This is a genomic window from Rhizobium sp. rho-13.1, assembly GCF_007000305.1.
GTDB classification, from domain to species: Bacteria; Pseudomonadota; Alphaproteobacteria; order Rhizobiales; family Rhizobiaceae; genus Rhizobium; species Rhizobium rhododendri.
This window is the reverse complement of sequence record NZ_SCFL01000129.1, coordinates 1-219: the sequence shown is the minus strand read 5'-3', so window position 1 is coordinate 219 and position 219 is coordinate 1. Positions and strand designations below refer to the sequence as shown.

The window sequence follows — 219 nt, the reverse complement described above, 5'->3', positions numbered from 1 at the left end:
TCGCCGAGCCAACCACCCCGAACTCGCCATCCCGTTCGTCCATGCCGGTGCGCGCGCCGACATCATCCTTCTGCCAGGCCTTGATGGTTGTGACCAAGCGGCTAACCGGCCGACGCACGAGCTGGGTGCTTGTGAACCAGGCTAGAAAATAGGCAGCAATGACGCCCAGGAAAACGATCGCCAGACTGATGTAGGTCGAGCGGTTCAGGTCGGCATAGA

General features: G+C 60.7%; 1 pseudogene. It reads right to left on the bottom strand.

Annotated elements, in window-relative coordinates:
- A pseudogene (locus tag EQW76_RS29215) lies at nucleotides 1-219 on the bottom strand (hypothetical protein); the annotation flags it as partial.